The 16242-nt window shown below is 58.5% G+C and carries 10 protein-coding genes and 2 rRNA genes; 6 read left to right on the forward strand and 6 right to left on the reverse strand.

Features of this window, described 5'->3' with window-relative positions; translation table 11 throughout:
* The first annotated feature begins 79 nt into the window (after positions 1-79).
* Genes VFO29_05645 through VFO29_05660 form a run of 4 tightly spaced genes read left to right on the forward strand, consistent with a single transcriptional unit; the run spans position 80 to position 6040 of the window.
* Positions 80-1729, forward strand: a complete 1650-nt coding sequence (locus VFO29_05645) for a lipocalin-like domain-containing protein (GenBank protein ID HET9392983.1) — start codon at positions 80-82, stop codon at positions 1727-1729.
* The gene (locus VFO29_05650; protein HET9392984.1) at positions 1729-3783 is read left to right on the forward strand and encodes a S9 family peptidase; all 2055 of its coding nucleotides are present in this window, start codon (positions 1729-1731) and stop codon (positions 3781-3783) included. Before VFO29_05645 ends, VFO29_05650 begins: the two co-directional genes overlap by 1 nt.
* A complete protein-coding gene (locus tag VFO29_05655) occupies positions 3780-5747 on the forward strand; it encodes a S9 family peptidase (GenBank protein ID HET9392985.1) in 1968 nt (655 codons plus the stop codon). Before VFO29_05650 ends, VFO29_05655 begins: the two co-directional genes overlap by 4 nt.
* Entirely contained in the window at positions 5744-6040 is a 297-nt protein-coding gene (locus VFO29_05660) for a hypothetical protein (protein HET9392986.1), read from the forward strand. Before VFO29_05655 ends, VFO29_05660 begins: the two co-directional genes overlap by 4 nt.
* On the opposite strand, the gene VFO29_05665 is transcribed toward VFO29_05660, so the two are convergent.
* The 3 genes from VFO29_05665 to VFO29_05675 form a co-directional block, all read right to left on the reverse strand.
* Positions 6037-7779, reverse strand: a complete 1743-nt coding sequence (locus tag VFO29_05665; GenBank protein ID HET9392987.1) for a hypothetical protein — start codon at positions 7777-7779, stop codon at positions 6037-6039. The two genes, VFO29_05660 and VFO29_05665, sit on opposite strands and share 4 nt — an antisense overlap.
* Entirely contained in the window at positions 7776-9362 is a 1587-nt protein-coding gene (locus VFO29_05670) for a hypothetical protein (GenBank protein ID HET9392988.1), read from the reverse strand. The genes VFO29_05665 and VFO29_05670 overlap by 4 nt, the downstream gene beginning before the upstream one ends.
* An 80-nt stretch (positions 9363-9442) precedes the next feature.
* On the reverse strand, positions 9443-10429 hold the full coding sequence (locus tag VFO29_05675) for a hypothetical protein (GenBank protein ID HET9392989.1): 987 nt from the start codon (positions 10427-10429) through the stop codon (positions 9443-9445).
* A gap of 135 nt (positions 10430-10564) precedes the next feature.
* Here VFO29_05675 and VFO29_05680 point away from each other — a divergent pair, with 135 nt between their 5' ends.
* Both VFO29_05680 and VFO29_05685 read left to right on the forward strand, forming a co-directional pair.
* Positions 10565-10924: a hypothetical protein gene (locus VFO29_05680; GenBank protein ID HET9392990.1), complete on the forward strand. Its 360-nt coding sequence runs from the start codon at positions 10565-10567 to the stop codon at positions 10922-10924.
* Positions 10911-11591 (forward strand): HAD family acid phosphatase, encoded by a 681-nt coding sequence (locus tag VFO29_05685; GenBank protein HET9392991.1) that lies wholly within the window; start codon positions 10911-10913, stop codon positions 11589-11591. Before VFO29_05680 ends, VFO29_05685 begins: the two co-directional genes overlap by 14 nt.
* Here VFO29_05685 and VFO29_05690 read toward each other — a convergent pair.
* The 3 genes from VFO29_05690 to VFO29_05700 all read right to left on the reverse strand — a co-directional run bounded on the left by VFO29_05690 (position 11588) and on the right by VFO29_05700 (position 16075).
* The gene (locus VFO29_05690) at positions 11588-12184 is read right to left on the reverse strand and encodes a hypothetical protein (GenBank protein ID HET9392992.1); all 597 of its coding nucleotides are present in this window, start codon (positions 12182-12184) and stop codon (positions 11588-11590) included. The genes VFO29_05685 and VFO29_05690 overlap by 4 nt on opposite strands.
* An 82-nt stretch (positions 12185-12266) precedes the next feature.
* Positions 12267-12383, reverse strand: a 5S ribosomal RNA gene (gene rrf, locus VFO29_05695).
* A 101-nt stretch (positions 12384-12484) separates the two neighbouring features.
* Positions 12485-16075, reverse strand: a 23S ribosomal RNA gene (locus tag VFO29_05700).
* Positions 16076-16242: the final 167 nt, after the last annotated feature.

The following is a 16242-nucleotide window of genomic DNA, read 5'->3' on the forward strand; positions in this document are numbered from 1 at the left end:
TAGGCTGCCAACGAAGCGGAACCTCGTTCCGATCGAGCAAGCAGGCGCAGCGCCGCGAGAAAGCGTACGCCGCCTGCCAGTGCTTACCACCCTCGCGATTGATGCCGATACCGCCGACCAAGTCGCGCGGGCCCTCTGGCTGCCGGCCTTCGACCCATCCGGCATACCTGCGGATATTCAGGACCGGCTTAGTCGACCAAAGAATTCGCCGGCGGCCTTCGGCCAACGCATGCGCGCCTATTTGGCGCAGCTCATGCAGCGGCGCGAAGCCTTCATTCCAAGCTACCGCAAGCGCTATGAATTCTTCAATGAACATTCCGCCGAGCTGTCGCCGCACCAGGCGTACATTCTGTCAAACCTTCTCGGACTCGACACCGTCGAGGGGTACGCGCTCTTGGGCGAGACCGCCGATCTGCAATTCCCACGCGACCACGCGGTTTCGCTCAAGCACCAGGTGGGTTGGCACTTCTTCGTCGGCACCGCTACCGACGAACACGGCAAAGCCTATGGCGTCGAGCTCATGTTTTGGCAGTGGGCGCTTCTTCCGCCGCCGCTCGCCGCGCAACTCGGGCTGACGGATATCGAGAACCAGATCATGGAAGTGCATCTCTCCATGAGCGAAGCCGGCGGACGGCATTACCGTGCTGCTCCCCTCGCAATTGCCGGAACTTCCGGTTTGCTGGAGGTAGGCAATGCGCCGTTCTTCTGGCGTATCGGAAAGAACTCGATCGAGGCGCAGAACCAGCACGATCTCTTTCCGCTTCGCCTTCGGGCTAAGGGATGGGATCGCGGATCGGAACCGCACTCTGAGATTTCAGTCGATCTAACGTTTGCGAGCGGTAAAGGCGTGCTGTTGCAGGGCGGCGACGGCTGCGCACCCTGCTGCGGCGGCATCGGGACGCTGTATTATTCGATTCCGGCGATCGGGCTCGACGGTTCGCGCAGCGCGATCGAAATTGACGGCCGCCAAATTAAACTTATTGACGGTACCTTCTGGATGGATCACCAGTGGGGAACGGGTTTTCTTCCAGCCGGTGCGCCCGTGCCGCCGGCCTTGCGCGCCGCGTCTCTCCTCGCAACGCGCGCCCCCGGCGGATGGGACTGGTTCCCGCTGCAGTTCGAAGACAACTACGAAATTACAGTGGCTGCAATGCACTCCGCCGGCAACGAGGCCTTTTACTCTCAAACCGGATCCCAGCCGCCCGGAACGATGACGGTCGCGGTCGCCGGCAAGATGATGGATCCGCAGGCGGCAACGCACGACATAAAAGGAACGCTGCGCGTCACGGGATGGGTGCGCGCCACGCACACCAACGATGCCGAATATCCCGCCTCGGGCACGTGGTATCCGAATCGTTGGGAATTTTCGTTCGGCGATCCAGCTCCGCCGCATTTACGCGAAATCGTTATGACGCCGCTTGTTGAGGGTGGTCAGACCGGCTATTTTGCGAACGGCGCAGAGTATTTAGAAGGCGCCACGGTGCTATGGACCCCTTCGGGTGAGCGCATCGGAACCGGCTTCGGCGAAGCGACAGGGTATGCGCCGTCACACAAACTGCAGGCGCTGCTCGCCGGACTGCCGGACGACGATGCCACGCAGACTCTCCTTGATCCCGTTACACCTTCTGGTTTCGAACGGCTCAAGGCGACGCTCTACCTTTTGTGGCCGCCGAATGCGGCCGAACTGAAGCGTATCCTCGCCTGCTGCGCGAAGAACGGTTTAAGCTGATGATAAGAGCACTACGAATTCTGCCCCTCTTCTTTTTTGCTTTTGCCGCAATAGCGCCGGCGGCTACGCCAAAGGTGCTGACGTTTGAAGATCTGCGGCGCGTCGTTGCGGTGCGCGCTCCGCACATATCACCCGACGGCACACGCATCGCCTATGTCCGTTCGACGGTGGACTGGAAAGCCGATCGCAATCGTACGGAACTCGTCCTTGTAAATGTAGACGGAACGGGAGCGCGCGCCCTTACGCGCGGCCGCATCGGCGTGGATAACCCGCAGTGGTCTCCCGATGGCACACGGCTGGCCTTTCTCGCCTCACCCGAGTTGGGCAAACCCGCACAACTCTACGTGATGCCGATGAACGGCGGCGACGCGCTACAGATCACGACAAATAAAGCCGGCGTTCAAAACTACGCGTGGCGCCCGGATGGAAACGCGCTGGCGTATGTCTCAGACGACGATCCGGCCAATCAAAAGGCGCTGGACAACCATCTCGATGCGGTGACCATCACCGACAACGATTACCTAACACGCGAGGCGCCCCAGGCAGCGCACTTGTGGCAGGTTAATGCAGACGGAAGCTCCGCGAACCGGCTAACGTCCGGATCCTGGAGCGTCGTCAAGGGGACGGCGCCGGTTTGGGCGTCCGATGGCTCCAAAATTTATTATCAGCGTCAGCCGGATCCGATTTTTGCGCATATGGTTTCGCAGACCACGTTCGTTTATAACGTAGGTCAGAAGACGAACACGGATCTGGGACTAGGCGTCAATGCGGACGCGAAGATCTGTGGATCGCCGTTATTCTCTGCGTTCACAGAAAGCCGCCCGCGCCACGACTCACTTTACCTTACTCAGGACGTCTCCGTTCGTGTTCTCGGGCGTATGGATGCTGAGATTTGGAACTCCGGCGCTTCCATCGACAGAAACGTTCATTGGTACGGCTGTTCTGACGGTGATTTGTTCGTCGCGAGCACGGATGGTGTCCGGAGCATCGTGTGGGACATCTCTCTTCAGAACGCCACCGGAACGAGATTCGACGTCTATCCCGGCCGCGGGGCCCAACTATCGCGAAGCCTGGATCACGGCCGGATCCCGCTTGGCGACGTAGACTTCGGAGCAGACGCAACCGTTGGAACTGATGGCGCGATCGCGTTTGTGGGGCTTCGGCGCGATCGTCCGGCGGAGATTTATTACCTTCCCGCCGGTTCCTCAACGCCGCACCAGGTCAGCAATGAAAATGCCTGGATGAACGATTTCCAAATCGCGAAATCGGAAGCGTTCGAGTGGCAAACCGACATGGGAACAAAGGCCGTCGGCGTCCTAACGTATCCCGTACACTACGTGCCCGGCCACAAGTATCCGTTGGTGTTGGACATTCACGGGGGGCCCGTGTCCACGTCGACGTGGGATATGGCCGGCGTCGAGGGTATGCGCCTCGTGCAGATTTTGGCCGCGCACGACTACTTCGTTTTCCGCCCGAACTATCGCGGCAGCGACAACATGGGCGACGCGTTCTTGCAGGCGATCGTCGGCGATGTCACGAGCGGGCCGGGCCGCGATAATCTCGCCGCCGTCGCAGCGCTGCGAGCCACCGGCATGATCGACGAGAACCGGATCGCCGTCTCGGGCTGGTCGGGCGGCGGCTTGCAGACATCGTGGCTGATCGGCCACGCGAACTTTTGGCGCGCTGCCGTTATGGGCGCGGCCGTCACCGACTGGTATCAGCAGGCACTGCTTGCCGACATCAACGAGAACTTCGCCCAGACGTTCTTCAGCGGCGCTTTGCCCTTCAGTAAAACGGGCCGGGCCGCATATGCCGCGGAGTCGCCGATCACGTTTGTCGATAACGTAAAGACGCCGACGCTGATTCTCAGCGACACGCGCGATCAACGTGTGCCGGTCTCCCAGGCCTACACGTTTTACCATGCGCTCCGCGATCGCGGCGTACCCGTGAAGTTCACGGCATTCCCCCGGTACGGACACTTCGCGACGGATCCCGTCGGAATCGAGATAACCTTGCGAGCCTGGGCCGGCTGGCTGGATAGGTGGCTGAAATGATGCTGATCGCAATAACGACGCCCCCGGCGCAAACCCTGACGCTAAAGCTCGCCGATCTGCGGAAGACCGTGAGCCTGGGTTCGCCGGCAATAACGCCGGACGGCCGGAACGTTGCGTTAATCCTTCGGCGCGGCGACTATAAGAAAGACCGGAGCGTGGCCGACGTGGTCTTAGTGAACGTCCGGACTCGCGCGACACGCACGTTACTGCACGATGTCACCGGCCTAGGCCAAATAGCGTGGTCGCCCGATGGATCGCGGCTTGCCTATGTGGCGCAGGGCGTCGTCGATCCCGACGATCCCAATTCGGACCACGTTTCGCAGATCTTCGTCCTGCCGATGAACGGCGGCGAAGCAACCCAAGTCACGCATGACACGACGGGCGTAAACGCCTTCGATTGGCGGCCGGACGGGCGCGCGCTGGCGTATTCCGCGCGTATCGAAGCGCCGAACGCAAAAGCCATAAAAGCTCACGACGATGCGTTTGACGTCACGGACGACGCCTGGACCGACCAGTCCGCTCCAACGCCGGAATATCTCTACGAGATCGCCTCATCGGGCGGAAAGGCGAAGCGCGTAGGAGCCGGCGACTGGAGCGTTGGGGGCGGCTTTACCTACGCGCACGACGGACGCAGTGTTTTCGTTACGCGCATTACCGGCCACCGCCATCCCAACCGGTACCTCTCACGGCAAATCGTTCGTCTCAACGTTGCCTCAGGCGGGATGACCGCGCTGCCACAACTTTCCACGACCCAGAGCGACCCGGTGCGCGCCTCGAGCGGACGCATCGCCTTCGCCTTCTCGAATCCGCGCGGCACGATGCAGACCGAAATCGCGCTTGCCGACGCAAACGGCGCGAACCCGCGCAGTATTACGACTGGCTTAGACCGTAACGTCGGCGATGCATCGTTCTTGCCCGACGGCTCTTTGCTCCTGACTGCCAACGATGCGACGCAGCGCCGGCTCTTCCGCGTCACACCCGCGGGCGCGGTTTCCGTCGTTCCGATCGGTACGCTTAGCACCAGCGTCGCGACCGTTTCGCGCAACGGCATAATTGCGTTTACCGGAGTCGCGCCAAACCGGCCGACCGAACTCTATCTCGTTGCGCCCGGCGCCAAAACGCCTGTGCGCCTAACAAACTACAACGGCTGGATCTCGCGTTATCGCCTCGGCGTGACGCGCCCGGTGACGTGGCGCACGTTTGACGGCATGACTGCCGATGGCGTGCTGACGGCTCCGCCCTCCTTCGACAAGCTCAGGATGACACGCGGCGGACGCGCGCCACTCGTGCTGTACATTCACGGCGGTCCGACCGCCGCTTCAACCACCGCCTACTCCGGATTCGTGCAAGTGATGGCCGCGCACGGCTGGTTCGTGTTTCAGCCGAATTACCGCGGCAGCGACAACTTAGGCTTGAAATACGCGCGCACGACGGTGCCGCACATCACCAGCGTACCTGGACGCGACATTGAAGCCGGCCTGGCCACCGTTCTGGCGACCACGCCGATCGATTCAAGCCGCATCGGCGTCTCGGGCTGGAGCGAGGGCGGACTGATGACGTCGTGGCTCATTACGCAAGATCACCGCTGGCGGGCTGCCGTCTCGGGCGCGGCCGTCAACGATTGGGTCCAATACGACACGATGACCGACGCCAAGGACTTCGCCCCGCAATTCATCGGCAAATCGCCCTGGTCGAGCTCGTCTGAATACAATCTTTACGAAGCCGAGTCTCCGCTCAGCTACGCTTCGAACGTCCGCACGCCGACACTCATTATGAGCGACGCCGGCGACTTCCGAGTCCCGACGCCGCTGGCTTATGAGTTTTATCACGAGGTTCGGGCAACCGGGACGCCCGTGCAGTTCCTCATTTATCCCGTGGTGGGACACTTTCCGCGCGACCCGGTGCGTATCGAAGACATCTACCGCAATTGGGAGGCTTGGTTCGTGAAGTATTTGGGCTCATGAGCATCGAGACCATCGTTCACTATCTCACCGTCATGGTTGCCATCGGCGTGGCCCTGGCCGTTTTCGGAATGTTTTATCGCGGCAAAGACGGCGAAAAAATGTGGAATACGGGGCTGCTCATAGCCGCGCTGGGTATCTTCAGCCAGGAATGGGTGCTGCAGGCGCCGCCCTGGCCGATTCCTGCCGTGGTTACGGGGATCATTACGCTTCTTCTTCTGATGCGGTTGATCACGGTGTTTCGCAGCAAGAATCCGGACCGGCCGATTCCGCAACTCTGGAAGGGCGACGTTTAATAAATCAGGCGGCCGACGTTGTTGCCGTCCTCTTCGGTAAACCAGATATTGCCGTCGGGGCCGGCCGTGATGCCTGACGGCGACGAGTTTGCGGTCAAGCCGTTTGAAAACTCGGTCACGACGCCGGCGGTTGTCATTCGGCCGATGCGATTGCCGCAGCATTCGGTAAACCATAAATTACCGTCCGGGCCCGTCGTGATGCCGAAGGGCTCCGCGGCCGGACTAATGCCGTCAGTGAATTGCGTCACTACGCCGCCGCTTGTGGTAATTTTGCCGATGGCGTCGACGCCATTCTCCGTAAAGAACATGCTGCCGCCGCTTGGCGCCGCTACGATGCCTATTGGAAATGCGCCGACCGGGATGCCTGTGGTGAATTCCGTCGCGCTGGTTCCTCCGGGAACGAACTTGCCAATCGCGCCCGCGATGTATTCTGTGAACCAAATATTGCCGTCGCCTCCGACTGCGATGCCTATCGGGCTCGAGCCGGCAGTGATGCCGCTCGTATACTCGGTCACTACGCCGGCCGTTGTGATCTTCGCGATACGATCGGCTGCTTCGGTGAACCACAGATTTCCATCAGGGCCCGCGGTGATGAACTGAGGGGACGAGCCACTGGTAATGCCGGCCGAAAATTCCGTGTAGCCGGTGCCGTCCGTGTTTATGCGCCCGATGCGGCTGCTATTGGCTTCCGTAAACCACAGTTTGCCATCGGGACCGGCCGTAATGCCGAGTGGTCCAGCTCCTGAAGCGACCGCGTATTCGGTCACGGTGCCGGTCGGCGTGACACGCCCGACGCGGTCGCCGTCGGATTCGGCAAACCACAAGTTGTGATCGGGACCCACGATAAGCCCGACCGGTCCACACCCCGGGGATAACGCGAATTCGCTGATCAGCCACGGCGATATGCTCAGCGCCGCCGTGCCCACCGTGCCTGCAATCGGAACGCTCGGAGTTGCCGTAAATTTCGCGCCATAGCTCGAGTTACCGGAATACGTTACGGTCAGCGTGTTCGCCGAAGCCGAGGTTATCGTGTTGCCGGAGAGTGACGTCCGTAGCGTATCACCGCTGACCGTCGTCGACTGCGCGATCGAGAACGTCAGCGGGTTGCCGCTTGCATCCGCATAGTTTCCGCTGCCGATAATAATGTTGCCGTAGAGATCGGTGGCGTTTACGAAAAGTGTAGCGGTTTGCGAAGGGCTGCTGCTCGCCGCGGCGGGCAGGCTTGAGGCCGATACAAACAGTCCGACGCCGTTCACCACGCCGTCGAGCACAAAACTCAGCGAGTTTGCTTGCCCGGCGTTGATGGTTTTCGTCACCGTCGTTCCCGATAAGCGGTTCGCGCTCGCGAACGAGCCGCTCACCGGAACGGCGTCCCACGCAATCACTTGGAAGTCGTCGCTCCCGGGCGGCGCGGCAAGCGAAAGCGTACACGTGCGCGATCCGTCCGAATTCACTACGCACAGCGAACTGGAAGGCGATACGTCGTACGCGCTCGACGGCATCGTCACCGGCGGGAACGTCGCCGGATGCGCACCGTAACTAATTCCCAGGCCCTTTGTGTTGCGCGAAACGTACATCGGCCGAATGCCCGATGACGCGCTCGGCGCGGGAACAAGAAGCTGCAACGCCAACGGCGTGTTCGCTCCGGCTGCGTTTCCGGGAGGCAATGACTGCATCCCGCGCCCCATGCAGCCCGCGAGAAGCGCGGCAATGACAATCGCGAATCCGATGCGCCTCACGGCTGCAACCTTCCGATGCGACTGATGGACGCTTCAGTAAACCATAGGTTGCCGTCCGGGCCTCTTGTGATGTCTATCAGTCCGGCAGTGGCGCTAATACCACTCGAAAATTCGGTGACGGTTCCGCTCGGGGTGATGCGGGCGATGCGATTGTTGTTGTATTCAGTAAACCACAGGTTGCCGTCCGGGCCGGAAGTGATGCCGCTCAGATTGGTAGTGGCAGTAATGCCGCTCGAAAATTCGGTGACCGTTCCGTTCGGGGTGATGCGGCCGATCCGATTGGCGGTATTTTCCGTAAACCACAGATTGCCGTCCGCGCCTGCCGTGATGATGATCGGGTGGGAACTCGCGGTAATGCCGCTGGAAAATTCGGTGACCGTTCCGCTCGGGGTGATGCGGCCGATGCGATTGCCGTTGTATTCAGTAAACCAAAGGTTGCCGTCCGGGCCGGAAGTGATGCCGTAGGGACTCGAACCGGCCGTAATGCCGCTCGAAAATTCGGTGACCGTTCCGCTCGGCGTGATCCGCCCGATGCGATTTCCGCTGAACTCGGCAAACCATAGATTGCCGTCCGGACCGGGCGCAATCCCAAGCGGCTGGGCAGAGGCGGTAATGCCGCTGGAAAATTCGGTGACCGTTCCGCTCGGGGTAATGCGGCCGATGCGACTGCCGCCGAATTCAGTAAACCACAAGTTACCATCCGGACCGCTCGCGATATAGTACGGTCCGGCGCCGGCGGTAATGCCGCTGGAAAATTCGGTGGCCGTTCCGCTCGGGGTTATGCGGCCGATTTGATTGCCGAAATCTTCCGTAAACCACAAGTTGCCGTCCGGGCCTGTCGTGATGCCTGTCGGCTGGGAAGCGGAAATGCCATTCGAGAATTCCGTGACGATGGGCGGCCCCGGAACGCCTATGCCGACGCTGGAACTCGTCACCCGAACTGAAACGGGGGCACTGAGGGCATTGGTATCGGTGACCGTCACCGAGCACGTGCCGAGGTTTTGCGGCGTGACCGTAAATGTAACCGGTGCGGTCCCGCCGGCGGGAGTCACGGCGGCCACCGACCCTGAGCCGCAGGTGTTGGTTTGTGAGAACGTGCCGGTGTAGCCGGCCTCGGAGGCCGTAAACGTTTGCGAGGCCGCGCCCGTTGCGAGAAAGTCTAACGAGCTGGGTGCAACAACCATGACCCCGACTATTCTCACCGAAACCGAGGCCGATTGCGAGTTCGTATCGCTGACCGTGATCGTGCAATTCCCGAGGCCGCGCGGTGTTACCGTAAACGTGACCTGACCGGTTCCGCTTGCGGGAGAAATGCTTGCTAGTGCACCGGAGGCTGGATTGCACGTATCGCTCTCGGTCAACGCGCCGGTATAAAGATTTTCGAAGGCAAGAAACGTTTTCGCGCTGGCGCCGCCCAAGCCGGCCAGGCTCAACGATCCGGGCGAGACTTGCACTCCCGAAGATGTCGGCACAAAAGGTCCCGGCGGCGCGCCGGAACTTCCGCCACCGTTGCAACCTGCGAGAGCGGCCGTGACCGCTAGGAGCGCGCGCCAATCAAGAAAGCGCGAAATAAGAAAACGCACGGCAGCCTATCCGGCAACCTCCGTTCAAGGGCCCGTTTCCTTATAATGGGCCAACACCCTGCCGACCGTCGCTTCCTCGACTAAGGAGTTAGTCTTCCGACACTATTGATCAAATTTTCCGTGAACCAGAGGTTTCCGTCGGAGCCCGTAGCGATGCTGAAGAGTCCGGCACCGGGCGTTATGCCGTTCGAGAATTCCGTCACGGTTCCGCTGGGGGTAATGCGCCCGATTCGACTTACCATGAACTCCGTGAACCACAGGTTGCCGTCGGGACCGGCCGTAATGCCGTACGGCCTGGAGTTTGCGCTGATGCCGGTTGAGAATTCCGTAATTGTGCCGCTTGTCGTGATGCGGCCGATCCGTGAGACATTGAACTCGGTGAACCACAGATTCCCGTCAGGCCCCAACGCGATACCGCGTGGCCCGGAACCGGCGGTAATGCCGGCTGAAAACTCCGTAACAGTTCCGCTAGGCGTAATGCGGCCGATGCGGTCACCGGATTGCTCGGTGAACCACAGGTTGCCGTCGGGACCCGCTGCAATAGAAAATGGCTGCGAGTTAGCGCTGATGCCGGCCGAAAACTCGGTAACGGTCCCGCTTGGTGTAATGCGCCCGATCTGATTGCCTACCAGCTCGGTAAACCAGAGATTTCCATCAGGTCCGGCAGTAATGTCGAACGGCCTAGAACCCGGCGTAATGCCGGCCGCGAATTCTGTAACGACGCCGGCCGTCGTTATGCGACCGACGCGACTGCCCGTTTCCTCGGTGAACCAAAGGTTGCCATCGAGCCCCTTTGCTATGCCGTTCGCAGCCGAAGCGCTACTGATTCCACTCGAAAACTCGGTGAGGGTTCCGTTCGTTGTGAGGCGCCCGATGCGATTTATGCTGAACGCCTGGCCTTCAGTAAACCAAAGGTTGCCGTCGGGGCCCGCCACGATGCTAATTGGGCCTGAACTGATACCCACCTGAAATTCGGTTACGCCAGGTAGGTTGTGCGGCAAAGGAAGCGTCTGAGCGCCGCAGCCGTGCAAGACGATCGCGAATGCGGCGAGGGCGCAGTACATCACTGAACGCGGCATCGATTGCCTCCCGTGATGCGCGCTTCCACGCCGGTCGTCGGATTCAGCTAATCCGGCTTACGTAGGAGGCGTGCGGGAAGGACGGCGCGCGCCTGAAAAGAAGGCCCGCGCAAGGAGGCCTGTATGACACGTTTAATCGCGTTGTGTTTCGCGTTTGTCTGTCTGGCGACCGTCGCCGCCACTGCGCCTACGTCGGCCGCTAAGGACGCCGTTGATTCGGCCATCTTTACGAACGACTCCAACTCAGTTGTGTATATTGTGGCCGACAAAGCCGGGCCGCCTGAATCTTTTTGCGTGGCGGCCGGTCATCAGACTTCAAAGTACTATTTGTTCCGCGTCTATAGCTACACGTTCGAATTTGTCGGGCACCGGTGCACCGGCGACCCGAAAGCAACGATTAAAAAAGACTTCCGCCAGCCGCACACCGTGTACACCCTCAGAGGCGACAAGACCGCCAATTATCGAGTAGATGTCTCCCGTTAAGAAAAGCATCGCGCTCGCGGCCGCTCTCTTTTTGGCCGGAGCCACAGCGGCATATGCGGACGCGGGCTTCGGCCTCAATGGAGGCGTACCGAATCTCGCCGGCCTCAAAGCGAACGTTACGGCCTACTACGATTCAGGGCGCCAAGCCGCCGACGTTGCTCGCGTCATCGCACGAGCGCAGGCCTATGCCGCTATGCGGCTGGCGGCGGGCGCAAAGCGCCCCGCGGTCGTCTTCGACATCGACGACACGTGCGTTTCCAGCTACACCTACCAGAAGAGCATCAGTTTTGGGTTTGTGCTCAACTTATGGAACACGTGGATGCGCACGGACCGGTTCCCTGTGATAAAGCCGAGCCTCGCGTTCGCGAAATACCTGCACGCGAAGGGTGTTGCGATCTTCTTCATCACCGGCCGGCGCGAACCGGATCGCGCGGCAACTGTCGCGGAAATGGCGGCAGCCGGTTTCCCTGCGCCCACCGCACTCTACCTACGCTCGGTTTCAGATAAGAACGTCTCCGTCATTCCGTTCAAGTCCGGCACGCGCGCAAAAATTGCGTCGCAGGGTTACGACATTTTGGAGAGCATCGGCGACCAATGGAGCGACTTGCGTGGCGGCCACGCGGATCGGATCTACAAACTGCCGAACCCGATGTACTTCTTACCTTAAACGAGCGGCCGGCTTAACTTATATTCCATCTCAGGGATCATGTGGGGCGTTACTAAGGCGACAACTCGCCGCATGCTGGCGGCGGAGCATCGCAGTCGCGGGCGGCCCTTGTCGCGGTTGATTGTCATGGCAATTCCGAACTTGCTCTCGCAAAGCACTACCAGCTGGCGAGCCTCATCTGAGCTAAAGCACTGCGTATTTAGGCGCACTTGCCTCCCGTCGGCGGCGCCATCGTCCATGATCCACACAGCGAGACTTAATGCGCTCATGTATCGTGCAAGAATCTCTATCGGGACCGTCTTGCGCTCATGCGGATAGAATAAGAACCTTAATCGTGACAGCTCCGGGTGCGTGACGGTTCGAAAGTAGTAGCCACCAGCGGATTCACGCGGCGGCGTTCGAACGAAGCGCTTCAGTTCGTTGTATTTCCAATCAACCAGGCTCCGCTGATGAATTCCATGATGAACCCGGAAGCAATATCCTGACGATGTTTTTTGAAGGGTCGCATCTCCGAGCAAGGATCCAACGACAATCTCAAGTTCGCGATTAGCGAACCGGAGTTGCCGCGCAGCCCTGCCAAACCAGGTCTCCATACATCGAGTTTACCGGCCGAGAGTGCCACCCGTATGGCACAAACAAAAAGCCCGGTGATTTCTCACCGGGCTTCGTTACTTAATCTGGCGCCGACCTACTTTCGAGGAACCTTGCGGATCGACTATCATCGGCGCTGGCGGGCTTAACTGCCGTGTTCGGGATGGGAACGGGTGGTGCCCCGCCGCTATGAGCGCCAGAAACTTGATCCTCACCGCGATGGCGAGCCGGAGCTCGAACCGATCGCGATGAGAAAGCTGCGTAGAGAAGAACTTTCAGTGCATAACCGCACGAAGCATAAGAATCAAAAATGTCCGGGCGATTAGTACCGGTCAGCTGCACACCTTGCGGTGCTTTCACCTCCGGCCTATCAACGTGGTAGTCTACCACGACCCTTCACTCTTACGAGTTCGAGATCTCATCTTGGAGTCAGTTTCACGCTTATATGCTTTCAGCGTTTATCTGATCCGAACATAGCTACCCGGCTATGCCCCTGGCGGGACAACCGGTTCACCAGAGGTTCGTTCGACCCGGTCCTCTCGTACTAGGGTCGACACTCCTCAAATCTCTTGCGCCCACGGCGGATAGGGACCGAACTGTCTCACGACGTTCTGAACCCAGATCGCGTACCGCTTTAATGGGCGAACAGCCCAACCCTTGGGACCAACTACAGCCCCAGGATGCGACGATCCGACATCGAGGTGCCAAACCTCCCCGTCGATGTGGCTATCTGCAATCGCTTGCAGCTTAGACTATACCTTCATCTCTTTCGAGAGAGCGACGTATTATGAGCGCTATAAATTTCGCCGTTGCCGGCGAGGAGCGTCCATCCCACACGTTGTGGAGTCGTTACAGGGAACGTTCGCGAGGCATGCTCGCGTGAGGTTAGCCCATCATATAATGATGGCGAACGTTCTTCCCTCGGTATTGCCCTAAAAGGGTTTCACCGATATGAGTCGCTAGTTTGCCGCGCGATCGCTCGCGCGGAGAGCCCTTGACGTGACTCTTGGGGGAGATAAGCCTGTTATCCCCAGAGTAGCTTTTATCCGATAAGCGACGGCCCTTCCATTCGGTACCGCCGGATCACTTAGCCCTGCTTTCGCACCTGCTCGACTTGTAAGTCTCGCAGTCAAGCTCCCTTTTGCCTATACACTCTATGCGAACGGTTTCTGACCGTCCTGAGGGAACCTTTGGGCGCCTCCGTTACTCTTTAGGAGGCGACCGCCCCAGTCAAACTGCCCGCCTGACGCTGTCCTACTACCAGATAATGGCAGTAAGTTAGAAGCCCAAGATTTTCAGGGTGGTATCCCAACGTTGGCTCCCCGCGAACTGACGCCCGCGGATCATCGTCTCCCACCTATCCTGTACAGAAAATCTCAGACCCCAACATCAGGGTACAGTAAAGCTTCATGGGGTCTTTCCGTCCTGCCGCGGGTAACCAGCATCTTCACTGGTACTGCAATTTCGCCGGGCCCCCCATCGAGACAGTGCCCAAGTCGTTACTCCATTCGTGCAGGTCGGAACTTACCCGACAAGGAATTTCGCTCACTTTTTTCCGGCGCTTTCACGCCGGAGTGGACTCTATCTTCATCCAGTAAGAGAATCGCGCACGATTCAACTCGTATCTGGAGCTCAGCGTATAGTCTCTGAGGATCCCGCGAATCAAAAGACTCACGGTTTCCTGCGGATTGTCCAATCCCAAACCATTTTTACAGACCGGCGTTAGCCGGCCGAGTAGGTTGGGCTCTTAGGATGTTCCCGCATATAGCTGAGTGTTACGACGCACATTACTGCGCGTCAAGGCAACGATTAAGTTGTCACCTTAGGACGGTTATAGTTACCGCCGCCGTTTACTGGGGCTTCAGATCAAAGCTTTGGGCTTGCGCCCTAACCTCTCCCTTTAACCTTCCAGCACCGGGCAGGAGTCAGCCCCTATACGTCCGCTTTCGCGTTCGCAGAGACCTGTGTTTTTGTTAAACAGTCGCTTGGGCCTATTTTCTGAGACCTTCTCCAGCTTTCGTTGTAAAAACTAGACCGAAAAAGGCACCCCTTCTCCCAAAGTTACGGGGTTAATTTGCCGAGTTCCTTAACAGGGGTTCTCCCGTCGCCTTAGCATGCTCTGCCAGTCTACCTGTGTCGGTTTGCGGTACGGGCACCTATGATCCTATCTAGAGACTTTTCTTGGCAGCGTGGAGTCTGTCACTTCGGATCCGAAGATCCTCGTTATCGCATCTCGGAGTTGCCACACGGATTTGCCTATGTGACCCCCTACCTGCTTAAGCGCACACATCCATCGGTGCGCTGACATATCCTCCTGCGTCATCCCTTCGATTCAAGATCTCAACTCGAACGTTAAACAACATTGCTGTTGTTTAAAATTCGAGAAAGATCTAACGGTCATCGGTGGTAGCAGAATATGAACTGCTTGTGCATCGCCTACGCTTCTCAGCCTCGGCTTAGCTCCCGACTCACCCTGAGACGATTGACGTTGCTCAGGAAACCTTAGACTTCCGGCGAGAGAGGTTTTCACTCTCTTTTCTCGCTACTTGTACCTGCATTCGCACTTGTAGTTCGTCCACTCGTCCTCACGGTCAAGCTTCAGCCTACGCTACAACGCTCCCCTACCGATTATTTTTAGTAATCCCAAAGCTTCGGTTAGATGCTTGAGCCCCGTTACATTTTCGGCGCCCCATCACTCGACTAGTGAGCTATTACGCACTCTTTCAAGGGTGGCTGCTTCTAAGCCAACCTCCTAGTTGTCTATGCGACAAGACTTCCTTTACCACTGAGCATCTATTAGGGACCTTAGCTGTTGGTCTGGGCTGTTTCCCTTTTGACAATGGAGCTTATCCCCCACTGTCTGACTGCTACGATGTTCGCCTCGGTATTCGGAGTTTGATGGGGTTCGGTAACCCGGTAAGGCCCCTAGCCCTGTCAGTGCTCTACCCCCAAGGTTTAAATCGCAACGCTAGTCCTAAAACTATTTCGGGGAGAACCAGCTATCTCCAAGCTCGATTGGCTTTTCACCCCTATCCACAAGTCATCCAATGTTTTTTCAACAACAACAGGTGCGGGCCTCCACATGAGTTTAATCATGCTTCACCCTGCTCATGGATAGATCGCTTGGTTTCGGGTCTACTGATACGGACAAGCGCCCTATTCAGACTCGCTTTCGCTACGGCTCCGGCTCAACACCTTAACCAAGCCCGTACCAAGTAACTCGCAGGTTCATTCTTCAATAGGCACGCGATCAGCCTTGCTTGCGCATTGGCCTTTCACGGTTTGTAGGCACGCGGTTTCATGTTCTATTTCACTCCCCTTTGGGGGTTCTTTTCACCTTTCCCTCACGGTACTGATTCGCTATCGGTCTCCACAACATATTTAGCCTTGGAAGATGGTCCTCCCGGTTTCAGACAGGGTTTCTCGTGCCCCGCCTTACTCACGAACGGCTCCGCAAGATCGATCGCTTTTGCCTACAAGACTTTCACTTTCTTTGGTGCGGCTTTCCAGCCGGCTTCTGCTAACGATCGCTTTTGTAACTTGCGCTCAACGAATCAGCGTTGAGATGGCCGCCGTACAACCCCGCGCATGCAACGCCTGATCGCTTGCACATGCACGGTTTAGGCTGTTCCCAGTTCGCTCGCCACTACTACGGGAATCTCGGTTGATGTCTGTTCCTCCGGCTACTTAGATGTTTCAGTTCACCGGGTCTGCTCTCTCACGACTATTGAATTCATCGTGGAGTCCGAGCCCATGACGGCTCGGGGGTTGCCCCATTCGGATACCCAGGGATCATCGCTTCTTAGCAGCTACCCCTGGCTTTTCGCAGCTTGGTACGTCCTTCGTCGCTTGTGGAGCCAAGGTATTCACCTCGTGCCCTTTAATATTTTTGACGTTAATTGCATTCGCAACAATTACGGAAATAAGTTGTTGCGAACCGCTTCATGTGTATTACACACATGAAAGTTCTTCTCTATGCAGTTTTCAAAGATCTCATTGCGATCGCGTCGTTATGTGCCGGCTCGATTTACCTCTGAGCCGCTCGGGCAAGCCCTCGCGG

Source organism: Candidatus Rubrimentiphilum sp., from assembly GCA_035710515.1.
GTDB lineage: Bacteria > Vulcanimicrobiota > Vulcanimicrobiia > Vulcanimicrobiales > Vulcanimicrobiaceae > Rubrimentiphilum.